Genomic DNA, 24,747 nt, shown 5'->3' on the forward strand with positions numbered 1-24,747 from the left:
CGTTGGGCATCGAGCGGCGCGCGCGGCGCGCGCGATCACGCACCCAGTGCCTCCTTCATCTTCGACCACAGGCCTTTGGATCGCGCGTTGCCCGCCGGCATGTCGCCCTCGAGCTTCTGCAATTCCTGGAGCAAGGTTTTGTGTTCCGGCGACACCGTTTGCGGGGTCCACAGCTGCACGCGCACGTGCAGATCTCCGACGCCTGACGCATTCACGCGCGGGAGACCGCGGCCGCGCAGCTGGAACACCTGGCCGCTCTGCGTTCCGGGCGGAACGCGGAGCGAGATCGCGCCGGTGACGTTGGGGACATCGACGTCTGCGCCGAGCACGAGTTGGGCGTAGGTGACGAGGACTTCGGTGTAGAGATCGGCGCCGTCGCGTTCGAAGCGCGCGTCGTCTTCCACTTCGAACACGACGAGCACGTCGCCGCGCGGGCCGCCCTGCGGCCCAACGCTGCCTTGCTCGCGGAGCGACATGTACTGGCCCGTCGCGACGCCCGCGGGAATGGAGACGCTGAACGTGCGCTCGGCGCGCGCTCGGCCTTCGCCTTTGCAGCGTTTGCATGGGGTGTCGATGATCGTGCCCTGCCCGGCGCAGGTCGGACACGGTGCGACGCTCACGAACTGTCCGAAGAACGAGCGTTGGGCGCGCCGCACTTCGCCGGATCCGCTGCACGTTGGGCAGCGCTTGGGCTTGGTGCCCGGCTCCGAGCCGGTGCCCTCGCAGCGCTCGCATGGATCGAGCAGCTTGAGGGTGAGCTGCTTGTCGACGCCCGAGGCGACTTCCTGCAGCGTGAGCGGGACGGTGACCTTGATGTCGGCGCCGGCGCGGGGGCCGCCGCGCTGGCGGCCGCCGAACATGTCCTCGAGGCCGCCGAACCCGCCGAAATCGCGCATGAAGATGCCTAACGCTTCGGCGAGGTCCACGTGGTGGAATCCTCCCGACGCCGCCCCGCGGAGCCCGGCCTCGCCGTATCGATCGTAGGCCGCGCGCTTGCCGGGGTCGCGCAGCACGTCGTACGCCTCGGTGATGCCCTTGAAGCGCTCTTCCGCGTCCTTGGAGCCGCCGTTACGATCGGGGTGATACTGCATCGCGAGCTTGCGATACGCCTTCTTGATGTCGTCGTCGGACGCATCGCGCGGCACGCCGAGCACGTCGTAGAAGTCAGCCATGTGATTCGGGGATCGTGAACATTACGTTAGGCAGAGTCAATCGAGCAGGTCGCTGATGAGCCGCGAGGTGTGCGTCACCAGCGAGACGACTTTCTCGTAGGGCATTCGCGTGGGTCCGATCACGCCGATCACGCCCGCCAGCGCGCCCGCGTGATACTCGGCGGTGACCACCGTGAGGCCGGACAAGCGCGCGTCCGCGTGCTCGGTGCCGATGGTGATGGAGATGCCGGGCGCCGTATTCTGCCGCTGGAGCAACGCGCCTAACGCTTCCGGGCGGTCGGTGAGCGCCAGCAGCTTGCGCAGATTGTCGCCGGTGGCGAACTCCGGCTGCTCGGCGAGCACGGACGTCTGGCCCAGGAGCACCTGCGGGTCGCCGAACGCGCGGCTCGTGTCCAGCATCTGCTCGGCTTCCTGGATGAAGATGTTGATCAACTCGCCCGCGTCGGATCCGGCGCGCTGGTCGCGCAGCCGCTCGGAGAGCGTGGACCGCAGCTCGCGCCAGGTGCAGCCGGCGAGGCGCTCGTTCAACACCTCCGTCACTTCGGCCATGGCTTTCTCGGCGATCTCGCCCGGCACCTCGACGAAGATGCTGCGCGCGGCGCCGCCCGTTAGGCGGAGCACGAGCAGCAACCGTTCCGAGCTCACCTTGATCAGCTCCAGCCGCTCGAGGCGCGCTTCATCGAGGCGCGGGCCTAACGCAATCCCCAGCTCCTGCGTCAACACGCCCAGCACCTGCGCCGCCCGGCGCAGAATCGCGTCGATGGCCGTGCCGCCGCCGGAGAGCTGCTCGATCAGCGCATCCCGCGCCCCTGGCTCGAGCGGCGCGAAGTGCATGAGGCTGTCCACGTACGTCCGGTACGCCATGTCCGTGGGCACGCGACCCGCCGACGTATGCGGATGGAAGAGAAAACCCTTGTCCTCGAGATCGCTCATCGTGTTGCGGATCGTCGCCGGCGACAAGTCGAGCATGTACCGCCGCGAAATCAACCGCGATCCGGCAGGCTCGGCTGTCTCGACGTAGGAGCGGATGACCGCCGCCAACACGCGGCGCTCCCGATCCGTAAGCTGTGCGAGCGTCATAAGTCTAAAATTACGAATGACTTGACAGTGCGGTCAAGTCGGTTGCCAGCGTATCGAGCCGAAGCCAGCCCCGCGGCGTCAGACGAAGCCTCGACCCTTCTCGCATTGCCCAGCCAGCCGCGACCCAACGATCGAGCATTGCATCGTCGGCTGCCAGAGCCGGCGGTGCGATCTCCACACCATGGTTGGTACGCAGGCCGAGGTAGATGCGTTCCGTGTTGCGGTTGTCTGCGGTGAGGACCTCGTGATCCTCTACCGGGTCACCGCCCGCTGCTATGAGCCGGGACCACGCGGCCAGCTCGCGCGCGTTCCAACGGCGGCGCACGGTATCGAACGAGTGTGCGCTCGGGCCGAACCCATCGTAGGCGAGATGCCGCCAGTAGCTCGAGTTGTGGCGCGCACGGCGCCCGGGTCGAGCGTAGTTGGAGACCTCGTAGTGCTCGAAGCCGGCTGCGCCCAGGGTCTCATCAGCCAGCAGAAAGTCCCGTTCGTACATGTCGTCAGGCGCCTCGTGCATGAGTTGACGATCGCGCCAGCGCGCCAAAGGCGTCGCGGGCTCGATCGTGAGACCGTAAAGCGAGAGGTGTGCCGGTTCGAGCTCGAGCGCGCGACGTAGGTCATCCCGCCAATCGCGGTCGAGCGATGAGGGCAGCGCAAAAATGAGATCGAGCGACAGGTTCTCGATCCCCGCGGCGCGCGCGGCCCATACGGCGCGAGCGATCTGTGCCGCATCGTGGCTGCGGTGCATCCAAACCAGTACGCGGGCATCGAACGATTGTGCTCCGATCGACAATCGATTGATCCCCGCGGCGCGCCAGGCGCGGGCGGATTCTGCGCTCACGTCGTCCGGATTCGCCTCGAGCGTCAGCTCGGCGCCGTCGTCGAAGGCGAAGCGCGCGCGCAGGCGATCCAGCAAGCGGGCCACGCCGTCGCCGCCTAACAGAGACGGCGTGCCGCCGCCGAAGTAGAGCGTATCGATCGCGCGCGGCGCACGGTCGGGGTAGCGCAGGTCGATCTCGCGCGCGAGCGAGTCGATGAAATCGGCGACGGGGACGCTCCGGCGCACTGCGATCGCGAAGTCGCAGTACGTGCACCGCCGCCGGCAGAACGGGACGTGCACGTAGACGTGTCTGGGAAGCGCGTTGGGCGCGGGCGTCGGGGCGAGTTCCGACAGCGGAGACGGCGTGCGGACCACACCGAAACATATCGCTCATCCCCCGCGCGCGCCCGTCATCGACGGCGGATCGCTCCATCGAGCGCGCAATCGATGGCGCCGCGGAGCTCGAGGGATGTGACGGCGGCGAGACACGCCCGTGGCGCGAGCTGAGCGCGGGCCGTGAGCGTGTCGATGTCGGCGGGCCCGAGCGCCAGCGCGTTCCACACGGCGCGTTCACTGGGATCGTCGAAGGACGGTTCGGCGCGGTCGGATGGCGCGGCATGGATGAGACAGAGCGCGTCGTCGACATCAGCAATCACGCATGCACCATCGCGCAGCAAGCGATTTGACCCCTGGCTCTGAGGCGAATCGATGCGACCGGGGACCGCGGCAACCGTGCGTCCGAGATCAGTGGCATAGCGCGCGGTGATGAGGGCGCCGCTTCGCTCCGGGGCTTCGCACACGATGGTGACGGATGCGAGCGCCGCGATGATGCGATTGCGCTTCGGAAAGGAACCTCCGTTCGCACGGTCTCCCGGCAGCTCTTCGGAGAGGACGAGGCCCGTGTCCGCAATGCGTTCGTGCAGCGCGCAGTGCGATACCGGATACGCCACATCGACGCCGGTGCCGAGCACGGCGATGGTCGCACCGGATGGGCAGCGCAGCGCTGCGCGGTGGCCGGCCGCATCGATGCCGCGAGCCATGCCGCTGACGATGGTCGCACCGGCGCGGGCCAGGGCGAACGCGATGTCGGCCGTGGCGCGCTCGCCGTACAGGGTTGCGCGCCTCGTGCCGACGATGGCAACGACGGTGGAGGCCAGGAGGCTCGTTTTCCCGATGGCCCAGAGGAGCGGCGGCGAGAGCGGCTGGTTAGGCGCGCCGACGTGGTCGAGGTCGAACAGCGCGGGCGGATACTCCTCGTCGCCCGCGAGGATGAGGCGCGCCCGGGCGCGCTCGGCGGCCGCGAGCGACTCATCGGCTGTTCGTAAGGCGGCGTCGCGCTCGGTCGCGGTACCGGTCGCATCGAATGCTTCGGGAGCGGACCCAAATCGTGCAACGAGCTCGTGATAGGTGGCGACTCCGACGCGCGGCAGGAGAGAGAGCGCGAGCGCTTGGCGCCGCGCGTCGAGGTCATGGTAGCGCGGCGTCGCTCGCTCGGGCGGTGGCGGCGGTGCGGAGCTCGAGCAGGCGGGTCCACAGCGCCGCAAGGAGCGTGTCGAGGCCCAGCCGGGCGGCGGCGCTGATGGCGAATACGCCGAACGCGTCGGGCGCGCTGATTGGCGGCGCCTCGAGCTCGCCTAACAGATCCATTTTCGTGAACACGACGCAGTGCGGCTTGGACGCCAGCTCGGCGGAATAGCTGGCGATTTCGCGGCGCAGGCCGTCATAGTCGGCTTGCCAGTCGAGCGTGTCCACCGGAATGAGAAACGCAAGGAGGCGCGTGCGCTCGATGTGGCGCAGAAACGTGAGGCCCAGGCCGCGTCCTTCGTGTGCGCCCTCGATGATGCCGGGGATGTCGGCGACGACGAACGTGCGATGGTCGGACAGCTGCACCACGCCCAGGTTCGGCGAGAGCGTGGTGAACGGATAATCGGCTATCTTGGGGTGGGCCGCCGAAATCACCGACAGCAGCGTCGACTTCCCTGCGTTAGGCTGGCCCACGAGGCCGACATCGGCGATGAGCTTGAGCTCGAGCTCGATCCGGCGATGTTGCCCTTCCTCGCCGACCTGCCAATCGCGCGGCGCCTGGTGCGTGGACGTCACGAAGAACGAATTGCCTCGTCCGCCGCGGCCACCGCGCGCGACGAGCAGCGTCTGCCCGTCTTCAGTCACCTCGCCGAGCCATTCCTGCGTGTCGAGATCGCGCACGACCGTGCCCAACGGCACGGGCAGGACGATATCGTCGCCCGAGCGGCCCGTTTTGTTCGCGCCCATACCGTGTTCGCCGCGATCGGCGGCGAACCGGGTGCGATATGTGTAGTCGAGCAAGGTGGCGAGATTGCTGTCCCCCCGCAGGAGCACATTGCCGCCGCGCCCGCCGTCGCCGCCGTCGGGGCCGCCCATGGGCACGCGGTGCTCGCGACGGAACGACACACACCCGGAGCCGCCCGTGCCGGCCTCGATCTCGATGTCGACGCGATCGATGAATGGGCTCATGCGGCGTGCACCCGATCCCAGAGCAAGCGAAAACGGCGATTCGTTTCGTCGCGCAGACGCGGCGCGACGATGTCGAGCACGTCACTGATCTCATCGGCGGACGCGCCGGCGTTCAGCGCGCCGCGCAAGTGCGCGTGGAGCTGGCGGTCGTGCTCGCCCACCGCGCAAACGGCGACGATGCACAGCTCGCGCCTTCGCAAATCGAGCTGGGGGCGGCCGAGGACCTTGCCGTAGCCGTCGACGATCATCCAGGTATCGAGGGCCGGGTGGAGCTCGCGAATGTTGGCGCGCAGGCGCTCGTACGTGTCGCCGTACACCGTCGCGCAGGTGGATTCTCCGCGCGCGTACCAGGCGCGGACGCGTGCCGGCGCGGGATCGGCATCCGGGTCACCGTTAGGCGCGTGCCGGCCCGACGCGCGGCGCCACTCGCGCGCGGCGTTCAACGCCCGCGGAAATCCGCTGAACAAGTGCGATTGCAGAATGAGCTCCTCCACCCAGTCAGGATCGATGCGGGCCGCCGCAGCCCGCGCCATGGCGTTGCGCAGCGCCATCTCGCCGTCCGCCGCGATGGCCGCCGCGAGCTCGACCAGCCCGCGCGTGGCGTTGTCGAGTGCGCGCAGTTTAACCGCCGGCGGTGTCGGGGCCGTCATCGATTCCGCGGGGAGGCAATCGTAGTATTGCGCGCGTCACGCCGCGGGATGCACGTCGCCGACGGTCGCGCCGCGGGTGTTGATGATCGGCGTCGTGAGAAATCCGTACAGGCGCGGCGGCAGCGTGTCTGGCAGCGCGCCCAGATGCTGGAGCGCCCGCAGCACGGCGGGGTGCTGTGCCCGCGACGCGCCATCCTCCACCTTGATCGCGACGCCGAGGCCCGCCGCGGGAATGGCCACACAGTGCACGCCTTCCGCGCCGACTTTGGACAGCACCGCGCCGTCGGTCTCTTCCATGAGCACGGTATCGAAGCGGTCGGTGCCGCCGACGAGGAACGGGCGCGTCGTCATGGCGTGCACGATGCGCTGCGGCACGTCCACGCCGCGGTGCGCCGCGTCGCCTAACCGGGCGAACGCGAGCGCCATCGCCCGCAGCGGCAAGCCGAACGCGACGACGCCGCACCCATCCACGACCTGCCCGATGCGGTCGGCCTGGACGCCAGTCCAGGCGGCGATTTCCTGCAGCGCCGCCTGCTGCACGGGGTGGCACGGCGTCTCGTAGCCTAACGTCGGCCATCCCGCGCGGCGCGCGTGCGCGAGCATGGCGGCGTGTTTGCCCGAGCAGTTGTTGTGCAGCCGCGTGGGCGCATCTCCCGATTGCTGCAGCAGGCGCGCGCCGCGGCGCGTGAGCGGGTCGTGCGGCCCGCAGGCGAGGTCGCCCTCCTCGAGGCCGACGGCGTCGAGCATGCGGCGCGCGAGCTCCACGTGCTCCGGTTCCCCGCCGTGTGACGCGCACGCGAGGGCGAGCGCATCGTCGCCCCATCCGAGGCCGTCGAACGCCTTCGACTCGAGCAGTGGAATCACCTGGAACGGTTTCGCGCAGGATCGCCACACCGTCACGAGATCGATGTCGCCGCTTTCGCACACGACGCGATTCGACGCGTCGACGACCACCGCGTGCACGCGGTGGCGCGATTCCACCAGGTCGCCGCGGGTGGCGACGACATCCAAATCAAACTGCATCACGAACCGCCGTCTGCTGGGGGACGTTCGCCGTGCGGGCCAGCGCGAGGAGCACGCCGCCCAACACGCACGTGCCGCCGACGAGCGTGAACGTCGACGGCACTTCGCGAATACTGGGGACGAGCGCCGCGATGAGCGTCGCGCCGACGGGTTCGCCGAGCGCCGTCACGTTCACCACGTACGCGGGCAGGTACTTGAGCGCCCAGTTGAGGCCGGTGTGTCCGAGGAGCATCGGACCGGCCGCGAGCGCAACGAAGATCGCGAACTCGCGGCGCGGCTGCGGGAGAACCGGCGCGCGCGTGAGAGCGCAAATGCCTAACAACACGACGAGGCACGCGCCGTACACGAGCGCGACGTACGGCCAGAGGTCGAGCGTCCGGCGGAGCCGCCGCCCAACGAGATAGTAGAGCGCCGCGGCCACTCCGCCGCCGAGCGCCAGCGCGTCGCCCAACAGGGCGCGCGTGCCCTGCGCCGACGCCGCGAACCGCGCATCGCCCCATGCGACGATGCATGCACCGGCCATCGCGAGCGCGATGCCCAACCATTGCCGGCCGGTGGGCGCCTCGCGCAGCCACACCACCGAAATGAGCGCGACGATCACGGGTTGGATGTTGACCAGCACCACCGACGCGGCGATCGACGTCATGTCCACCGATGCGGTCCAGCTCCAGAAGTGCAGCGCGAGCATGGCACCGGCGCCGAGCGCGAGCGCGACGCCGCGGCGGTCGAGGCGCTTCCATTGGATCCAGCCACGGCGCGGCACGAGGATCGCCGCGACGACGACCACCGAAAAAAAGAGGCGCCACGTGGCGATGACGAGCGGCGGGGCGTGCGACAAGCGCACGAGCGGTGCCGCCATCGAGATCCCGATGATTGCCGCCAGGAGGACGAGCAGCATGTCTCATAAGCTATCGGGTCAGTGCGGCAAGAGGTATTGGGTTGCACGACCGGTCACTGCGGCGTGCGGGCGTGCCGTGTACATTATCCGCCATGTCACCGAGGGACACTGTTGCGCCGGCCGCATCGTCGCTCAGCCGCGACCGACTCGATCTGCTGCTGGCGGCGGCCCGCCGCGTGCGCGTGGCGATCCTCGGCGACGCGATGCTCGACGTGTATCTGCACGGCGACGTCGAGCGCATCTCGCCCGAGGCGCCGGTGCCGGTGGTCCGCGTGCGGGAGCGGCGGTCGGCGTTGGGCGGCGCGGCCAACGTCGCGCACAACGTGGTTGCGTTAGGCGCGCAGGCGGACCTCGTGTGCGTCGTCGGCCGCGACGCGAGCGCCGCCGAGCTCCGCCGGATGCTCGGCGCCATCGGCGCCGATGGACCGTCGCTGGTGGATGTGGACCGGGCCACCACCACCAAGACGCGCGTCCTCGCCCGCGTGCAGCAAGTGGTGCGGGTGGACGAAGAAGACGACGCGGACCTCCCCGGCGGCGACGCCGAGCGCGTGGTGGCCGCCGCGCGCCGCGCGATCGACCGCGCCGACGCGCTGGTGCTCGAGGATTACAACAAGGGCGTCCTGCTTCCCCGGCTCATCGAGGACGTCATCGCGCACGCGCGGCAGCGCGGGATTCCCGTCGTCGTCGACCCCAAGTACCGCAATTTCTTCTCGTATCGCGGGGCGACCGTGTTCAAGCCCAACCGGCGCGAGCTCGAGGCAGCGTTAGGCGCGGCGGTGGACCTCGAGCATCCGCGGGCCCTGCCGTCGGCCCTCGAGCGGCTGGGCGTAGAGCATCTCCTGCTCACGTTGGGCGAGCGCGGCATGGTCCTGGCCGGCCGCGATGGCACGCTGCACCGGATTCCGGCCACCGCGCGCGAAGTCTACGACGTCGTCGGCGCCGGCGACACCGTGACCGCGTACCTGGCGGCGATGCTCGCGGCCGGCGCGTCGCCCCAGGAAGCGGCCGAGGTGGCGAACCTGGCCGCCGGCGTGGAGGTGGGAAAGTTAGGCGCAGCGTCCGTGAGCGCCGCCGAAGTCCGCGAGGCCGCCGCCACCCGCGACGACGCCGCGGGCGCCCGCACCGGCGCCTGAGGCGCGGCGCCGGCGCGCCCGCGCCTACATGCCGAGGTGCTTCTTCAGGAACGCGACCGTCCGCGGCCACGCATCCTTGATCGCCGCCAGATTCGCCTGCTCTTCAGCCGGGTCGCGTTGCGCCTTGGGGTCATCCTGCGCACGCGCGAAGCCGTGAATCGCGCCCTCGTAGTTCTTCCCGAAATACTCTTTGTGCAGGGCGTGCATCATCGAGTCCACCGCCGGCATCGCCGCGCCGATCCGCGCATCCTTCGACCCGCTCAACAGCATCATCGGCACGTTGATCTTCTTCAGCGAATCGACGTTAGGCACCGCGTTGTCCATGTACGGCAGCCCGTAGTAGGCGATCCCGCCCGAGAAGCCCGACGTGCCCTCGTTGGTCGCATAGCCCCACGTGGTGTACCCGCCCCAGCAGAATCCCATCACCGCGTACTTGTGCTCGGCCGACGGCTGCGACATGGCGTACCGCGCCGCCGCTGTGATCCCCATGTTCCGCTCGGCCGGCGCAACACCGCGAATGAGCTTCACCGCCGAATCGGCCGGCAGCTCATCGGCTGACGCGCCGCCGCGCACGCGCGAGAGCAGATCCGGCGCGATCGCGATGAATCCGTCGGCCGCCACCTGGTCGGCCACCCCGCGAATCCACGTCTGAAGCCCGAAGATCTCGTGCACGATCACGACGACCGGCGTGTGCGGCCGCGACGTTTCCGGGTACACGATCCACGCCATGAGCGAGTCCTTCGACCCGGGCTCCCAGGGAATCTTGACCCACTCGCCATGACGCGGGCTCGCATCGATGCGCGCCTTGGCCGTGCTCGCGCTCGGCGGCAGTCCCGGAACGCCCTGCGCGTCGCTTCGCCTAACGATTCGCGGCGCCGCCATGTCGGCCGCCGTCATGCCGGCCATGTGATCGCCGGCGGCAAATGACGACGACTGCGGCACGCGCCGCTGCATGGTGCACGCCGTCCCCGCGAGGACGGCAATTCCAGTCACACAAAGAACACGGCGAGCACGCATGGGTCTGCTCCAGTCGGGTAGTGTGGTGACTGGTACGCTACCCGGCCGCCGCGCCGCGCGGAAGACGACCGGCATCTCGGCCGAGCGCGGCTACTCCTCCCGGATTGCCGTCATGGGATCGATCCGCGCGGCACGGCGCGCCGGGAGCCAACTGGCGAACGCGGCGACCGCTATGAGAATCGCGGTGGTTGCCACGAATGTCGTGGCGTCGAGCGCGCCCACACCGAAGAGCAGCGTACGCATGACGCGCGTCAGTGCAAACGCACCGGCCAGACCGAGCGCAGACCCCCAGACCGCGGTGGCAAGCCCGTCGCGCAGCACCAGCCCAACGATGCCGTTGGCCGTCGCGCCGATCGCGAGCCGCACGCCGATCTCTCGCTGTCGCTGCACCACCGAATAGGCGACGAGTCCGGACAGGCCAACCGCGGCCAGCAGCAGCGCGAGGATGGCAAAGGCGGCGATCAGGAGCAGATCGAACCGCCGCGAGCCGACCGACTGCGACACGAGCGACTCGACACTCTGCACGCGTGTCACCACCAACTGCGGATCGATCGTGTGCACGACGTCCCTCACCCGCGATGTCAGCGCCTTCGGGTCGCCCGGTCCGCGGACGACGAACGCCAATTCGCGCATCTCCGCATCGACGAGCGCCGTGTCCACCGCCAACTCCCGCGCCGGGAAGTACACCTCGGGAAGGCTCTGCTGGTCTAACGCATGCTCCGGCACCGTGCGCACGACGCCGACAATGCTCTTCCACGGGTCCGTGGATTCGGGCGCACCCCATTTGAGGCGGCGGCCGATCGGATTGGCGTTCCCGTAGAACTGGTGTGCGAACCGTGCGTCGATGATCGCGACCGACGCGCCTTTCGCATCGTCGCGCGCGTCGAAGGGCCGACCCTCCACCACCGGGATGCCCATCGTGCGGAAATAATCGGAAAACACCACGAAGTTTGCCGCCAGCGGCACCTTCGGCAACACGATTCCCTCGGGGCTGACCGCGATCTGCCATCCGCCTAACATTGGCAGGTTGACGGCCGCCGTCGCGCCGCGCACGCCCGGCATGCGGGCCAACGAATCGATGAGCGCCTGCTCCGCACCCGGGACACGGGCATCGCTGTACCGGTACGACGGGAACGCGACGCGGAACGAGAGCAGATGTTCGGGCACGAATCCCGGATCGATCTCGAGCACCTTCGCGAAGCTCCGCGCCAGCAGCCCGGCGCCGGTGGTGAGCACGAGGGCGAGGGCGATTTCGCTCGCGACGAGCACACGGCGCGCACGCTGGCGGCTGCGGCCGGCGCTCGTGCCGCGGCCTTCGTCGCGCAGCGTGTTGGACAACCCCAGGGACCGGCCGGAGAGCGCCGGCACGAGCGAAAACACCGCCACGACCAGGCCCGTGACGCCGAGGGTGAAGATGAGCACGCGCGCATCGAGGCCGATGCGGTAGCCGGCGAGCATCCCGTCGGGCGCGAGGCGCGACAGCGCCGACGCGCACCAGTGCGCCAGCACCAACGCGCCTAACGCACCGGGCACGGCCAGCACCGCGCCCTCGATCAGGTACTGCATGACCAGCCGCCCTCGGCTCGCGCCTAACGCACGCCGGACGGCGAGCTCGCGCGTCCGCGCGGCCGCGCGCGCCAACAGCAGGCCGGCCACGTTGATGCACGCGATGAGCAGCACGAACGCGACCGCGCCCAGCAGCACGATGAGCGGCTGGCGCACGTCGGACACGAGATGCGCCCGCAACGGCAGCGCGGCGGCAGTGACGCGGAATTTGGGCGAATAGAAATTCGGATAGAGCGAGGGCAGGCGCGCGGCGATCGTGCCCACCGCCGCCGTTGCGTTCTCCACCGAGACGCCGGGCGCCAGCCGCGCGACCATGTACGCGTTGAAGGAATTCCCGCGCCCCTGCATCACGTCCGACGTCATGCGCAACGGCACGAAAAACGCGGCGGGCTCGAGACCGAGCCCCGGCAGCGGGAACGTGAACTCGCGCGGCATCACGCCGAGCACCGTCGTCGGTTTGCCGTCGAGCGCGATCGTCCGGCCGACGATCGATCGATCGGCGCCGAAGCGGCGCCGCCACAGCGCATCGCTCAAGACCACCGCGTCCGGCGACCCGGGCGCATCGTCCCCCGTCTGGAACGCCCGGCCTAACGCGGGAGCCGCGCCGAGCACGCGAAACACTCCGGACGACACCTCGAGTCCCGACAATCGCTCGGCTTGCTCGCCCCCGGTGAGGGTGGACGAGACCCGATCGAAGACGCTGGCCGACGTAAAGACGCTGCCGTCGAGCGTCGCGAAATCGCCGAAATCCGGCGTCGAAATCGTCCCGAAGTTCGCGTCGCTGATCGCCGGAAGGCCTTCACCCACCATCACCAGCCGCCCCGGATCGCGAAACGGCAGCGGCCGGAAGAGCACGGCATCGACCACGGAGAAGATGGCCGTGTTGACGCCAATGCCTAACACGAGACACGCGATGGCCGCCGCCGCAAACGCCCGCTGGCGCGCGAGCTGGCGCAGCGCGTGGCGCAGGTCGGCCACCGCGCCCGACAGCGCGTCGCTCATCGATCGTCTCCTGGCATATTGGTCTTCGATGCGCTGGCAATCATTCCGGACGCGGGCGAGGTTGCCCAGGCGCTCGACGGCGCGAGCGCGAGCGGCGGCCGGATCGAGACCGCTCGCGATGTATTCGTCGACGCGCGCCTCGAGGTGAAAGGACAGCTCCTGCTCGAGCTCGCCGCGCGGGTCGCTGCGCCAGAACGCGACGTAGCGAAACCACGATGGATTCGGACGCTGCGCGGGCATCGGCATCGTCGCGCGCTACGCCCAGGCCGGGCGCTTGGTGCTCGTCAGAACCTTGGCCACCGCGGCGGCGAACGCCGACCACGACGACGCTTCCTGCCGCAACTGCTGCCGCCCGCGCACCGTGATCCGATAGTACTTTGCCTTACGATTGTTCTCCGACAGCCCCCAGCTCGCTTCCACGAAGCCGCGTTTCTCGAGACGGTGCAGCGCCGGATAGAGCGACCCTTCCTCGATGCGCAGCGCATCGTCGGTCACGTCCTGCAGCCAGCGCGCGACGCCGTACCCGTGCGTCGGTCCCCAGGACAACGCCTTGAGCACGAGCACATCGAGCGTGCCCTGGAGCAGCTCGACCGTTTCCGTATCAGTCGCCATGATCCATCACCTCGAGAGAGCACACGTTCCGGACGGACGCCGCGCGCGCCCCATAGAACGACATGGGGAAGAAAAAACCTCTCCCATAGAATGTCAAGGGGGGAGGCCGCGGCATCCTGCCGGCGACCTCTGGCGCCCGGCCGGCGGGATGAGAGATTCATGGTGGCTCGACCGTCGGTGCATCAGCGCCTCTTTCACGATCATCATGACCCGTCGCACACTCGTCGTTGCCCTCTGCGCGTCGTTGCTCGGACGCGCCGCCTTCGCGCAGACGCCGGTCGACTCGTCGCTCGCGGCGTACATCGACGGCATCCAGGCGATCGACAGCCACGCGCACCCGATGCTTCCGGTCCCGTCCGGTGCGCCGCCCGACACCGACTTCGATGCGCTGCCGCTCGACGGCGTCCCGCCCTTCCCGCTCCAGGCGCGTCTTCGCCCCGACAATCCCGAATGGCGGGATGCCCAACGCGCATTGTACGGCGTGACGTCGACCGACACCGGCGCCGCCTACCGCGATGCGCTCGCGTCCGCCCAACGCAGCGTTGCCCAACGCGAGGGGGCGCACTTCCCCGAGTGGGTGCTCGATCGATCCGGCATCGATGAGATGATGGCCAACCGCATCGCGCTCGGTCCCGGTCTCTCGCCGCCGCGCTTTCGCTGGGTGGCGTTCGACGATGCGCTCATGCTGCCGCTCGATACGCGCGCCGAAGCATCGCGCACGCCCGACACGCGCTCGCTCTACCCGAAAGAGACGACGCTGCTCCGCCGCTACATGCGCGACCTCGGGCTGCGCGCATTGCCCACGTCGCTCGAGGACTACGTGGCGCGCGTCGTCGCGCCCACCCTGGAGCGGCAGCGCGCCGGCGGCGCCGTGTCGATCAAGTTCGAAGCGGCGTATCTGCGGCCGCTCGACTTCGACGACCCGGACCCCGTCCTCGCGCGACGGGTGTACGCGCGCTACGTGTCGGGCGGCACGCCGACGCACGTCGAGTACAAGGCGCTCGAGGACTATCTCTTTCGGGTGATCGTGCGGCAGGCCGGCCGCGACGGGATGTCCGTGCAGATCCACTGTCTCGAGACGTACGGCGGCTTCTACGACGCCGCGGGCAGCGCGCCGCACCTGCTCGAGCCGGCGCTCGACGACTCGACGCTGCGCGGGACGACGATCATTCTGATCCACGGCGGGTGGCCGCTGATCGATGAGACGCAGACGCTGCTCGCCAAGCCCAACGTGTACACGGACATTTCGGCGATGACGCTCATCCTCGAGCCGGCCGAGCTGGCGCGCGTGCTGCGCCAGTGGTTAGGCGAATGGCCGGACAAGGTATTGTTCGGCACCGATGCCTTCGATGACGCGCCGGCCTACGGCTGGGCGGAATCGGCCTGGTTAGGCACGAGGACGGCGCGGCGCGCGCTGGCGATGGCGCTCACCGGGATGATGCGCGACGGCGAGATCGACCGGACCCGCGCCGAGCAGCTGGCACGAATGGTGATGCGCGACAATGCCGTCGCCGCGTACCACCTGCACCTCGACTAGGCGCGCCCGCATGCCACGAGCGAAACGCAAGAAGGTCCAGGCCGACCCGCAGTCGCGCGGCCTCGACGCCCGCCGGCTCGCCGGCGCCGCGCACCCCGCCGCCGTGGATGCGCTCGCGGCGCGCATCGCCGACGACGGCGGCTCGGTGCTGGGCATCTACCGCGATCCGTTGGGCAGCCACTGGCAGATCCTGGCGGCGCTGCCCATCGACGCGGTCGAGCCCACGCCGTTCCAGCGCGATCTGTCCGATGCGCACGTCACACGCCTCGCCGACGCCATCGACCGGCTCGACCGGTACGTCGACCCGGTGACCGCGGTGCCCGGCGCCGACGGACGGTACTGGACGCCCAACGGCTATCACCGGTTAGGCGCGATGCGCCGGTTAGGCGCGAAGAGCATCGTCGCGCTGGTGGTTCCCGAGCCGGAGGTCGCGCACCGCATTCTGCTGCTCAACACCGAGAAGGCGCACAACCTGCGCGAGCGCGCCCTCGAAGTGTCGCGCCTCGCCGTCGCGCTCGCCGACCTCGAGGACCGCCCCGAGCGCGAGTACGCCATCGAGTTCGAACAGGCCGCGCTCATCACACTCGGCTTCTGTTACCAGGAGAACGGGCGCTTCGCCGGCGGCGCGTACCACCCGGTGCTCAAGCGGTGCGACAAGTTCCTGGCCATGAAGCTGTCGCGCGCGCTCGACGTGCGCCGCGAACGCGCCGCGAAACTGCTCGAGCTCAACGACGCGGTGACGGCGGCCGTCGCGAGCCTCAAGTCGCGCGGCTTCGAGAGCCCGTACCTGCGGGCGTTCGTCGTCGCGCGGCTCAATCCGCTGCGGTTCAAGCGCGGCGAGGCCGATTTCGACGAGACCATCGACAAGATGCTCGCCGGCGCGCGCCGGTTCGACGCCGCGAAAATCCGCGCCGACCAGGTGGCCCGGAGCGGCGGCGCGGCCGAAGAGTAGCGCTCGCCTTACGGCGTGCGCGGGCCCAGCAGGCGGGCCGCCGAGTCGACTAACGCGGCTTCCGCGTCGAGGACGGCGCCCACGACGGCGATCTGCTCCTGTGCCAGCGGGAATTTGCGCTGCTCGATCGCCTCCCGCACCGCGGGCATCGTCTTCGCGCCGTACCCCGTGTAGAAGCCCGGCGCCTCGAGCTCGAACGTGTACCACGGACGGCCCGGCAGCCCGCGCTTGTCCGTTAGGCGCCGGGCGGCCTGCAGCAGCAGCGCGTTCACGCCGGCCGCCGCGCCGGCGCCGTATGAGGTGTTGGCGGCCAGCGCGTTGAAGGCTTTGGCGTAGCGGATCGACGCGTGCGTCAGCGAGTCCGCACCGTTCTCGAGCGGCGCGAAGCCAAGATAGGGCGGCACCGGCGCAGCCGGCGGTGCGCTGGTCGGATGCCATGGGTCCGACGTGGCCGCGAACACCCCCTCCTGGATCTCGCGATTCTGCTCGACCGTCGCCGCCTGCTCCGTCGTGAGCAGATGCTGCAGATCGGCGACTTCGCGCTGGACCGTCGACGCCAGCGTCACGAAGTCGTAGGGCAGGACGTCCGCATCGGCGAGCCGCATCACCGCCGTGCCGCCGATCTGCGACAGCGCACGGCCGTACACGAACGACGTGTCGCCGAAATGCGTGTACCAGTAGTAGTCGTCGTAGATCGAGTGGTACACGCCGCCGGCCTCGCTCTCGCCGCCGAAGCCGATGTTCAACGAGGCGATCCCGATGTGATCGACGAACCCCGAGTAATCGGATCCCGAGCCTAACGGACCGACCCGCAGCACGTCGCTCGAGCGGGCTTCGGCCCGCGCCTCGTCGGACCGCGCCTGGCGGATGTCGGCGAGCTTGCGGCGCTTCCAGACCGACAGATGGGTCTCCGGATCCTCGACATCCTTGGCGACGTCGCTGATGAACGGCGCCAGCGACGGCGTGCCGCCCGCGAAGAGATAGCCGCGGTCGTTCGTGTCGCTGTTGATGTAGGCGACGGCTTTCTGGCGCAGCTCGTCCGCGTGCTCCTCCACCCACTCGGTGGATCCGAGCAGCATCGGTTCCTCGCCGTCCCAGGCCGCGTAGATGATGGTGCGCCGCGGATGCCAGCCCTGCGCGAGCAGCGCGCCTAACCCGCGCGCCTCTTCCATCATCGCGACCTGCCCCGCCGTCGGATCTTCGGCGCCGTTCACCCACCCGTCGTGATGGTTGCCGCGCACGATCCACTCGTCGGGCGCGGTGCTGCCGCGAATGGTGGCGATCACGTCGTAGACCGGCTTGATGTCCCAGTTGGATTTGACCACGAGGTGGACGCGCGCCGGTCCCGAGCCCAGGTGATAGGTGATGCCGAGCCCGCCGCGCCACGGTTCGGGCGCCACCGGACCGCCTAACGCAGCCAGCAGCGGCTGCGCGTCGCCGTACGAGATCGGGAGCACCGGAATCTTGGTGATCGTCGGCGCGTCGGCACGCGACAACCGCTTGGCATCGTGCGTCGCGCCCACGCCGGGCGTGAGCGGGTCGCCCGGATAGAGCTGCATTTCCATCACGCTGCCCCGCTGCACACCCTCGCGCGGACGGTACGGACCCTTCGGATACGTGTCGCCCTGGCCGTAGCCGTCGTCGGCCGGATCCGAATAGATGAGACAGCCCACTGCCCCGTGTTCCGCTGCGACCATCGGCTTGACGCCGCGCCACGAGTTGCCGTAGCGGGCAATGACGATCGCGCCCTTCACCGACACGCCGTGGCGCTCGAGCTCGTCGTAGTCGGCCGGCAGACCGTAGTTCACGTACACGAGCGGCCCGGTGACGTCGCCGTCCGCGGAATAGGCGTTGTACGTCGGCAGCTGCTCCGCGTGCTGCGACGAGGTCGGATCGCCCGGCACTGTGGGTTCGAGCAGCGACGCACGAAAATGCGTCGGCCCAACCAACTCCACGAGACGCTCCTTCGGCGTCGGGAACAACACCTCGAAGCGTTCGATGTGCGCGTCGAGTCCCCACGACTTGAAGTGCGCCAGGATCCATTGGGCGTTCGCGCTGTCGTAGGGCGAGCCGACGTGGTGCGGCCGCGCCGTGAGGTGGCGCATGTACGCGCGCTCGCTGTCCGGCGACGGTATCGCCTTGAACTTGGTTTCCCAGCCACGTTCGGCACGGGCGCCGGCAGCGGAGAATCCCGTTAGGCCGCCGGGCGGCGTGGAAGGCGTCGGGGCCGGGAGCAGCGTCAACGCGCAGGCGAGAGCAACGAGGGGTGTGAGTCGCATGCGCTGGATTCTGTCAGGTGGGTCGCGAGAACGCCAGTTCCAGCGTGCCGCCGGGGACGACGGCCTCCCACTGCTCGAACACCGCCGCCCGGAGCGCGCGGACGCGCGCGATGTCGTCGTCGGTCAACGGCGGCAGCGGCATCCGGGCGCGCTCGGGCCGTGTGCTCGACGCATAGCGCTCCCCCTGCTCACGCAACTCGTCGCCCGACCAGTCACGGCCCATCCGCAGCTCCATCTCGAACACACCGACGACGAGCTCGGCTTCACGCGCTTCGCGCGGAATATCGCCCTTGGCGGTCTCGAAATCGGAAATCTCCCATCCGTCGGCGATCAGGCCGTAAAAGCCCTGGCGGTAGCCGAGCGTGGTCTCGACCGCATAGTGCGTCAGATCGTGGGTGGGAAAGAACGCGCCTAACGAACCCGGCTGGCGTTGCCAGGTGACGGATCCGTCGGCGCGCACGCACGTGAGGGCGGCGGCCCCATCCGTCGCGCGCTTGATGCGGATGAGCAAGTCGGGCATGAGACGATGAAGAAAGGGTCTCGGGGCAGGAGGTTCGCCGACCGGCGCGTCGCCGCACGCCGCGGTGCAACCAAACGTAGGCGGCCGCGGCCGAGCTTGTGACGCCGGCGATGGCGAACTGTACAGGACGACGCGGCACCAATCGATCGCCACTGACGCCGCGCGCAAGTCCCGCAATGCGACAGCACGTCCCGATTCGCGACGCCACCGCCCTCGCGATGCCTTACGCAAGACGGACTAACGTGCCACGGTCTGGCGCGCGAGTCAGATATTCCTATCTCGAAACAGGTGTCACCCCGCACCGCCACACTCGGAATCGAGGACCGCGTCCAGATGCAGCTGAGCATCGCCGTACCGGCGTATCATGTCGCCAGGGTGCGGAACGTGGCGCCGCCGGGGTGCGCCGCCGTCGTCGTGGGCCAGCTCGTCCAGCTCGAGGCCGCCATGCGCGCGAACGGCGCCGACATTGTCGTGCTCGATCCGCTGCTCGACCAATCGCTGGACGAGCCGCAGCTGCTCCAGACCGTACGCCGCCACGCGTGCGTGCGCTGGCTGTTGTACACGCAGCTGCGGCCGGACACGGCGCGTCTGCTGCTCGACCTCGGCGGCGCCGGCGTCCGCAGCGCGGTCTTCGCCGGCGTCGACGACTCGACCCACCACCTGTCGGCTGCGTTAGGCGAGCTCGTTCGCGCATCCATCACCCATCGCGCGCAGGCGCGCCTCGTGGCGCTGCTCGCCCCGCTCCCACGCCGGCTGCGCGCGGCCGTCGAACAGGGCATCCACGATGACGACGCGCGCGCCGACGTCTCGGTGATCGCAACGCGCGCCTGCATGACCCGCCGCACCGTGGAACGACACTTCATGCGCGCCGGCCTGCCGACGCCCAAGATCATTCTGCGCGCCGCGCGCGTGCTCACGGCGTATCGGCTGCTCTACGACGGCATCCGCACGTGCGACGGCGTGGCCAAGACGTTGGGCTACGGCAAAGCGAGTACGCTGCGCGCCGACCTCAAGCGCACGTTCGGCGTGCACGCGCGCGCCTTGCCGGATGCGCCCGCGCCCGAGATGGCGATCGAGGCCTTGCTCGACGCGCCCCTGTCGGAGGCAGCGCGCAACACGGTGGACACGCCGCGGGCCGCAGTGGCGCGTTAGGCTAGCGGCCGCCGGCGCCATGATACGTCACGCGCCACACGCGGCCGTGGGCATCGTCGCTGATGTACAGTGCCCCGTCGGGGCCCACGGCGACACCGGTCGGCCGATGCGCCGCCGCATCCGGCTGCTTGTTCGCTCCGGCGAAGCCATCGGCGAAAATCTCGTACGGCGCACTCACCGTGTCGCCGTCGAACGGGACGAAGGCCACCAGGTAGCCGGCTTGCGGCAGCGGCGCGCGATTCCACGAGCCGTGGAACGCGATGAATGCCCCGCCCTTGTAGTGCGATGGGAATGACGAGCCGCCGTAGAACGTGAGGCCATCCGGCGCCCAGTGACCGGGAAAGAACGCGACCGGCCCGCGTTTGGTCGCGCAGATCCCTTCTTTCTTTCCATCGCCCCCGTACTCGGGCGCGAGCATCAGCTTCTTTTGCGCGCCATCGAAGTAGCAGTAGGGCCAGCCGTAGTCGGCGCCCTTCTCGATGTGCAGCAGCTCTTCCGCGGGGAGCTCGGCGCTCTGCTCGTTGGTGTAGCGTTCCGGCCAGTTGCCCGCCAATTGATCGCGGCCGTGCTGGGTCGAGAAGAGCTCTCCGTTAGGCGTGAAGGCGATGCCGACGGCGTTGCGGATGCCGGTGGCGTACCGCGCCGACGGCGAGAACCGCTGGCCGGTGCGATTGCCGTCGAAGCGCCAGATGCCGCCGCGCGTCGCGAGCTCCGTGCACGGCATGTGGCCCGGCGAATGGAGCGTGCGGTCTCGCACCTGGCAGGCGTTGGTGGCCGAGCCCATCTCGACGAAGATCGCCCCGGAGGAATCGATGGCGAAGGCGTGCATCGGATGGTTGCCGCCTAACGGCATGCCGGACACGATGACGGCCGGTTTTCCCGCGGGCACGATGCCGGCGCTGGGCAGCGCGTACCGCTCGATGCGGTCGGACTCCTCGGCGTAGAGGGAGTTGCCGTGCAGCGCGATGCCCGTGCCGCCGTGGCCGCCGGCCGTGGCGCTGTCGCCGAAGGAGTCGGTGACATCGGCGTGCCCATCGCCGGTGGTGTCGCGGAGCGCGACAATGGCGCCGCCCCTCCAGGCGCTGTCATTGTTGCCGCCTTCGCCGCCCCGGCGCGGGTGCCACGTGTTCACGTAGACGACTCCGTTAGGCGCAACCACCAGGTGGCGCGGGTGGTCGAGCTTGTCGGCGAACACCGAGGCGCAGAACCCCGGGGGCAGCGTGATGCCGCCGTTGCCGGCGTCGCATCCCTTGGGCGTGGCGTTCGCCGCTGCCGCCGTCGAGTCGCCCGCGGACTTCGGCGCTTTCTGCGACCCGCCGCAGGCCATCACCGCGACGGTCGCGAGCGCGACGCCCGTCGCGCGGCCCCGCCGACTTCTCATCCCCGCTCCCGCAAAATCCCGCATGACCGATCCTCGACGTGGTGGATGTTCGACATCGCAAAACCGCCGGCGCGGCGATCGCCCGTCGGACGCACGAGAATCTACATCGCGGTCGCGGGCGCGTCAGGATCGGGCGCCGAGCGCAGCCCGGGCAGATCCACGCCGTGCGACTCCTCGGGAACCTGACGCGGGCGTTTGGAGTCTGCAGTGGACAGGCTGACACGCCGGAGTACCTTACGTTTGTTGCGGGCCCTTAGCTCAGTTGGTTAGAGCAGCGGACTCATAAAACCGAGAAGGGTGCTCAGTTAGGCTCATGGGCACCCTTCTTCCTTTCTACGTGAGCCTAACGACGCCCACCTGCGCTCACCTGCGCTTGAACAGGTGCTTGAACAGGCCCCGTTTGAACAGATTTTTGAACAAGCGAAGAAATGCGATCGGGCCGTGATTCTGGACCACCGAAGAAAACGTCAGCGTAGGGCGACCAGCCCTGATGCTTGTCGCCCTACGCTGAGCAGGACTAATTTTCCCTGACGAGCACGGGCAGAGCGCAGAACATCAGGCCAAGCGGAGTGGTAATTCACCATGCATTTAGCCTTTTCAGTTCTCGGCCTCGACGTTAATACCACCAACGGCAACGTGTCCGCTCGACAGCAGGTCGGCGAGATCGCGACGGTTCAGCCCAGGTCGGGCGTTCCGCTCGAAGGGCTGTCGCTCGTGTTCATCGTGGCTGGCGATGATCTCACGGAGGGCAAGCACCGCTTTTCGGTGCGCGTGACTGGCGCTCACGATTCGCCACCGCTCATCGAGAATGAGCAAACGACGCTCCGCGCGCCGAGCGGCGAGGTTCACCTACCAGTGCGTTTTTCGTTGAGTACAGCGAAGTTCCCGACCATTGGTGACTATGCATTCGTGATCGAAGTTGACGGTGTAGAGGTCGGACGCGTCCCGGTTTCAACACGGCCTGCGACTAAGCAGATGCGGGCCGAGTTCTTCTCGTTCGAGCAGAAGCAGGAAGGTGAGAAGGAAGGCGAGCGCTACTTCGTCGGTGTCCTTGGCTTCACGTTGTTCAACGAGGACATCTACGCCGGGCGCTACGCCGTTCGCGCTTCGCTACCGCAGGGCGGCAACCCAGAGACGGACCCGCTTCACATCATCCTGCCACCTGACATCGACACGCTCGGCCGGTCAAGCTCGTTTCGCGACGCCGTGAAGAAGGCGCACGATCACTACATCCTTACACTGTTCGGCGGCAAGTACCCGCGAGGTGAGATCAAGATGGCCGACAATTACTTCGGTGGTGGCGGGATAGCAGTCGAGTTCTTCTTGCCAGACGCGACCGGAGAAACTGCCGGCTGGTGACTGCGCGTTGCACGTCGCTCCTCGCCCAACTCTCGCCGGATCAGCCATCGCACGAACTCGGACACCGTCACGCCGTCACTGGCAGCCAGCGCCGCGACCCGCTTCAGATCGCGGGCGGTTAGGCGAACTTGGACGACGGTGCGCCCGTTGGGCATGAAGTAGACCTTATCGCCGCATTCGCGGACGAACGCCAGGCCAAACTAACCGTCGGGTGTTGCCATGCTTGGGTCACGCGTCGCGAGCTAAGAGTGATCCGGCTCCCGAATCGCTGCGAGCATTTCCGGATTCCCTTGTCGGGCTATCACCATCGGTAGGCGATGGTCATGATCTTCAGCGAAGCCGCGCAGTACGTTGGTCTCGGCCAGGTAGCCAGAGAACTTGTAGTGATCGCCGATCAACATTTCCACACTCGGCCGCGCACCGCTATCTAACACAGCCGCAATGGCTCCTTTGATCGGGAGAACTTGCCTTTCGTTTCGTCCAACCATTTCGGCAACTCCGTGAAGGGCGCTAAGGCTTCGCTCGTCCGTAAGTTGAACAAAGCTGAAGGTGAAGAGCAGATCGCCGATGCGGCTGTACCACGGCAAACCCTCGAAGGGACGGCCCCGATGATATTGCTCCGTCGTGATGTTTATCGCGTACTGTGGAGAAAAATCGTCATCGGGGCGCCTCAGCGTGAACGGTATTGGCTCCATGTCCGAGCGTATCACCAGCGTCTCAAGGACGGCCCCGTCGCCTATAATGGCCACCGCAACGCGAAAGTAAGCCAGGGGTTCAGGATCTCGATGCAGCTCCATCATAAACGTGTCCGCGTCTGTTAGCACAGCAATGACGCGAAAGCGCGAAGTGCTCTCTGCGGTGATCAGGTCGGCATGCCCTTCTAAGTTGACCCCCCGCCGCTGTAGGTCGAGACGCAGTTCGAGAGTTCCAGCCGTGCTAACCCAACGACCGTCGATGTTTGGCTGCTTCTCGGCACGCTCCCCCGCAATCACCGTTGCTTCGAACCAGAGAAGCCCAACGACGGAACGCACCGCGCCGCCTGGCTCCGACGTCTGCCACTCAGGGGACTGCCGCCGTTCGATGATTGGCGGTGCCTCGTCGGGGATGACGACGGCAACAGTCTTGACCGCGAAGTCCTCCTTGCGGATGTGCTGGCGAAGGAATTGAGCGGATGGTTTATCATCATCCTTGATGCGCCACCACACGCATACGTCACCGTTAGCCAGCTGCTGGACAGTATGGCGGTCGAGCCACCAGCGTGTTGCCTCCAGCGCGTCGGCAAGAATCGGTTGCCACCGCAGGTCAATCGGACGTCGGGTCTGGGCTGGAACGGGTTGCTCAGTCAGAACGGACGCCACCTCGCGGCGCTTCCAAAACGACAGATTCATGACACCTCGTCGACGTCCTCGCTCCTAACCGCATAGGACTTGCCCGGGTCTGTCGGATGAGCCAGCTGGACCAAGCCAGGGCGATTCGGAACGGTCTCACCGATAAAGACGTCGCCCGCGCGAAGCCAATCGAGCGCCGGGTCCGGGACGAATGTGGTTGCCTTGAGCTTGAAGTAGCGTGACATGGGGTGTGAATGCCCGGAGTGGTTGGGTACCAATGTTCCGCATTGCGCCAGGCCGCGCAAGATACCCGTTTGACGAACGTCACCGGCGATTCGCTCGCTGATGCTTGGCCTAACTCAACGCCCGCTCAGGAACACGACCCACTTGATCTGTCCCGCCGCCGACGCCGCTTCGAGTGCCCGCGCCAGCTTCGGCCCGCTCGCCCACGTGATCGCCCGCCCGGTGCTGTCGCTCTGCAACGTCGCCCCACTCGCGAACGCGGCCCCGCTCTCGACCTGCACCGGCAGCCCGGGCACGGCGAGGTAGCCTTGCGGCTGGTTCGCGCCGTTGCCCTGCGTGGGTGTCACCGCGTCGGCGTCCTGCCCACTGGTGCAGAGCCCCGCGCCCGGCCGAGTTTCACACCCGGCTCACGGCCGTGTACGCGAAGGCCGGGCTCGAACCCCTGGCGAAGGTGATCATCCCACCCGTGGAGGCGAACCGATGATGACGCCCGAGCAGCACGCGGAGTTGAACGCCCGCCTGAGTGCGTT

Annotated in this window: 21 protein-coding genes; 5 read left to right on the forward strand and 16 right to left on the reverse strand. The window is 68.3% G+C overall.

Translation table 11 applies throughout. The features are described 5' to 3' along the window. Nucleotides 1-35: 35 nt before the first annotated feature. From dnaJ to VFW04_19180, 8 genes are read right to left on the reverse strand one after another with little or no spacing between them, the layout of a single operon-like run. On the reverse strand, nt 36-1,172 hold the full coding sequence (gene dnaJ, locus VFW04_19145; GenBank protein HEX5181456.1) for a molecular chaperone DnaJ: 1,137 nt from the start codon (nt 1,170-1,172) through the stop codon (nt 36-38). Nucleotides 1,173-1,208: 36 nt separating this feature from the next. Further along, nucleotides 1,209-2,252 (reverse strand): heat-inducible transcriptional repressor HrcA, encoded by a 1,044-nt coding sequence (gene hrcA, locus VFW04_19150; GenBank protein HEX5181457.1) that lies wholly within the window; start codon nt 2,250-2,252, stop codon nt 1,209-1,211. Nucleotides 2,253-2,262: 10 nt separating this feature from the next. Next, nucleotides 2,263-3,447 (reverse strand): radical SAM family heme chaperone HemW, encoded by a 1,185-nt coding sequence (hemW, locus tag VFW04_19155; GenBank protein HEX5181458.1) that lies wholly within the window; start codon nt 3,445-3,447, stop codon nt 2,263-2,265. A 35-nt stretch (nt 3,448-3,482) separates the two neighbouring features. Continuing rightward, nucleotides 3,483-4,616 carry a DNA-processing protein DprA gene (dprA, locus tag VFW04_19160; protein HEX5181459.1) on the reverse strand — a complete coding sequence of 378 codons (1,134 nt, stop codon included), beginning with the start codon at nt 4,614-4,616 and terminating at the stop codon, nt 3,483-3,485. Beyond that, entirely contained in the window at nt 4,540-5,565 is a 1,026-nt protein-coding gene (obgE, locus tag VFW04_19165) for a GTPase ObgE (protein HEX5181460.1), read from the reverse strand. The genes dprA and obgE overlap by 77 nt, the downstream gene beginning before the upstream one ends. Then, on the reverse strand, nt 5,562-6,215 hold the full coding sequence (locus VFW04_19170; protein ID HEX5181461.1) for a carboxymuconolactone decarboxylase family protein: 654 nt from the start codon (nt 6,213-6,215) through the stop codon (nt 5,562-5,564). Before VFW04_19170 ends, obgE begins: the two co-directional genes overlap by 4 nt. 36 nt (nt 6,216-6,251) lie before the next feature. Next, nucleotides 6,252-7,238, reverse strand: a complete 987-nt coding sequence (locus VFW04_19175; protein HEX5181462.1) for an asparaginase — start codon at nt 7,236-7,238, stop codon at nt 6,252-6,254. After that, on the reverse strand, nt 7,228-8,136 hold the full coding sequence (locus VFW04_19180; GenBank protein ID HEX5181463.1) for a DMT family transporter: 909 nt from the start codon (nt 8,134-8,136) through the stop codon (nt 7,228-7,230). The genes VFW04_19175 and VFW04_19180 overlap by 11 nt, the downstream gene beginning before the upstream one ends. 92 nt (nt 8,137-8,228) lie before the next feature. Between VFW04_19180 and rfaE1 the strand changes: the two genes are divergently transcribed. Then, complete coding sequence (rfaE1, locus tag VFW04_19185; GenBank protein ID HEX5181464.1) at nt 8,229-9,269, forward strand: D-glycero-beta-D-manno-heptose-7-phosphate kinase; 1,041 nt, start codon at nt 8,229-8,231, stop codon at nt 9,267-9,269. Nucleotides 9,270-9,293: 24 nt separating this feature from the next. Here rfaE1 and VFW04_19190 read toward each other — a convergent pair whose 3' ends face one another. From VFW04_19190 to VFW04_19200, 3 genes are all read right to left on the reverse strand, one after another. Further along, complete coding sequence (locus tag VFW04_19190) at nt 9,294-10,262, reverse strand: dienelactone hydrolase family protein (protein HEX5181465.1); 969 nt, start codon at nt 10,260-10,262, stop codon at nt 9,294-9,296. Nucleotides 10,263-10,376: 114 nt separating this feature from the next. Continuing rightward, entirely contained in the window at nt 10,377-13,094 is a 2,718-nt protein-coding gene (locus VFW04_19195; GenBank protein ID HEX5181466.1) for an ABC transporter permease, read from the reverse strand. Between the two features lie 15 nt (nt 13,095-13,109). Next, a complete protein-coding gene (locus tag VFW04_19200; GenBank protein ID HEX5181467.1) occupies nt 13,110-13,466 on the reverse strand; it encodes a PadR family transcriptional regulator in 357 nt (118 codons plus the stop codon). A gap of 205 nt (nt 13,467-13,671) precedes the next feature. Between VFW04_19200 and VFW04_19205 the strand changes: the two genes are divergently transcribed. Beyond that, entirely contained in the window at nt 13,672-15,003 is a 1,332-nt protein-coding gene (locus VFW04_19205) for a hypothetical protein (GenBank protein HEX5181468.1), read from the forward strand. Between the two features lie 10 nt (nt 15,004-15,013). After that, the gene (locus VFW04_19210; GenBank protein ID HEX5181469.1) at nt 15,014-15,955 is read left to right on the forward strand and encodes a hypothetical protein; all 942 of its coding nucleotides are present in this window, start codon (nt 15,014-15,016) and stop codon (nt 15,953-15,955) included. Nucleotides 15,956-15,963: 8 nt separating this feature from the next. On the opposite strand, the gene VFW04_19215 is transcribed toward VFW04_19210, so the two are convergent. Further along, the gene (locus VFW04_19215; GenBank protein ID HEX5181470.1) at nt 15,964-18,234 is read right to left on the reverse strand and encodes a M28 family peptidase; all 2,271 of its coding nucleotides are present in this window, start codon (nt 18,232-18,234) and stop codon (nt 15,964-15,966) included. A 13-nt stretch (nt 18,235-18,247) separates the two neighbouring features. Further along, nucleotides 18,248-18,754: a hypothetical protein gene (locus VFW04_19220; protein HEX5181471.1), complete on the reverse strand. Its 507-nt coding sequence runs from the start codon at nt 18,752-18,754 to the stop codon at nt 18,248-18,250. A gap of 333 nt (nt 18,755-19,087) precedes the next feature. On the opposite strand from VFW04_19220, the gene VFW04_19225 reads away from it, so the two are divergent. Continuing rightward, complete coding sequence (locus VFW04_19225) at nt 19,088-19,906, forward strand: helix-turn-helix domain-containing protein (GenBank protein HEX5181472.1); 819 nt, start codon at nt 19,088-19,090, stop codon at nt 19,904-19,906. A gap of 1 nt (nt 19,907) precedes the next feature. Here VFW04_19225 and VFW04_19230 read toward each other — a convergent pair whose 3' ends face one another. Next, entirely contained in the window at nt 19,908-21,311 is a 1,404-nt protein-coding gene (locus VFW04_19230; GenBank protein HEX5181473.1) for a PQQ-dependent sugar dehydrogenase, read from the reverse strand. 558 nt (nt 21,312-21,869) lie between these two features. Between VFW04_19230 and VFW04_19235 the strand changes: the two genes are divergently transcribed. Then, nucleotides 21,870-22,646 carry a hypothetical protein gene (locus VFW04_19235; GenBank protein HEX5181474.1) on the forward strand — a complete coding sequence of 259 codons (777 nt, stop codon included), beginning with the start codon at nt 21,870-21,872 and terminating at the stop codon, nt 22,644-22,646. Nucleotides 22,647-22,888: 242 nt separating this feature from the next. Here VFW04_19235 and VFW04_19240 read toward each other — a convergent pair whose 3' ends face one another. Next, complete coding sequence (locus tag VFW04_19240; GenBank protein HEX5181475.1) at nt 22,889-24,034, reverse strand: hypothetical protein; 1,146 nt, start codon at nt 24,032-24,034, stop codon at nt 22,889-22,891. A gap of 299 nt (nt 24,035-24,333) precedes the next feature. Continuing rightward, nucleotides 24,334-24,564, reverse strand: coding sequence for a capsid cement protein (locus VFW04_19245; GenBank protein HEX5181476.1), 231 nt, complete (start codon nt 24,562-24,564; stop codon nt 24,334-24,336). Nucleotides 24,565-24,747: the final 183 nt, after the last annotated feature.

The organism is Gemmatimonadaceae bacterium (genome assembly GCA_036273715.1).
Lineage (GTDB): Bacteria > Gemmatimonadota > Gemmatimonadetes > Gemmatimonadales > Gemmatimonadaceae > JADGGM01.